The sequence below is a fragment of the Microcoleus sp. Pol12A5 genome (genome assembly GCF_036701435.1).
GTDB lineage: Bacteria > Cyanobacteriota > Cyanobacteriia > Cyanobacteriales > Microcoleaceae > Microcoleus.
This window is the reverse complement of the sequence record NZ_JAUBQU010000323.1, coordinates 1-1,012: the sequence shown is the minus strand read 5'-3', so window position 1 is coordinate 1,012 and position 1,012 is coordinate 1. Positions and strand designations below refer to the sequence as shown.

General features: G+C 37.1%; 1 protein-coding gene. It reads left to right on the top strand.

The features are described 5' to 3' along the window. Nucleotides 1-139 precede the first annotated feature (139 nt). Complete coding sequence (locus QUA45_RS29025; protein WP_333223423.1) at nucleotides 140-916, top strand: caspase family protein; 777 nt, start codon at nucleotides 140-142, stop codon at nucleotides 914-916. The last annotated feature ends 96 nt before the right edge of the window (nucleotides 917-1,012 follow it).

The following is a 1,012-nucleotide window of genomic DNA, read 5'->3' as shown; positions in this document are numbered from 1 at the left end:
ATGAATTACGCACTTGATTTACCTAAATACTTCATCTTATCATGTTTTAGGTTGAAATTAAGATGCGTTTACCCTGGTTGCTACAGATATTAGTCGTTCAGATGCTCGTTATATTCGAGATGTATAATTAGCTTTTCTGATGCAAAAAATGGTGGATAAAGGGTTAATTGTTACTTTGGTTTTAGATAGTTGTCATTCTGGTGGCGCAGCCCGTAATGATCAGGATAAAGGAGTGCGGGGTGTGGATATAATTGATATGACTCCTCGCCCTACCGATAGTTTAGTTGCATCAATGGAGGAGTTAATTCAAAACTGGAAAACCTACAATAAAAAGTCAAACCTAGATCAGGGAAACGCTCGTAGTATTAATAGTAAAAGTAAGCTCCTGGAACCGAAGGGTTATGTTTTAGTCGCTGCTTGTCAAGAGAATGAATACGCTTATGAAAGAGTATTTGAAGGCACTGAACAGAATGGAGCGTTAACCTATTGGTTGTTGAAATCGCTCAAAGAATTGGGAACAGAAACTTCAGCAAAGGTTTTTCATAATCGAATTTTAGCGAAAATTAATGTGGCTGAACGACGACAAACCCCCATGTTGCAGGGAGAGGGCGATCGCAGCTTTTTTGACAATACTATTAAAACCTTAGAACTCACTGGATTTGTTCGACAAGTTGATGCGAAAAAGAATGTAGTTGAGTTATCCGTTGGTCAAGCTCATGGCATTAGAAAAGAGTCAGAACTTGCCCTTTATTCATTAAAAACAGCAGATTTAACTAAAACAGAACAACGAATTGCATTAGTCAAAATTACTAAACTGGGTGGAGTAAAATCTTGGGCAACTATTACCCAATTTTTAGATAATCATACCCTTACCCTTGAAGATATTGAAGTCGGTGCGCCTACACTGTTGCTTTAGGAATGAAAATTTAATAACTTTAGCGTCTGCTAAATAGTCGGAACGGCACGATAATTCCATTTTGGTAGATATTCATCAAAAATAATTTTCATTGTT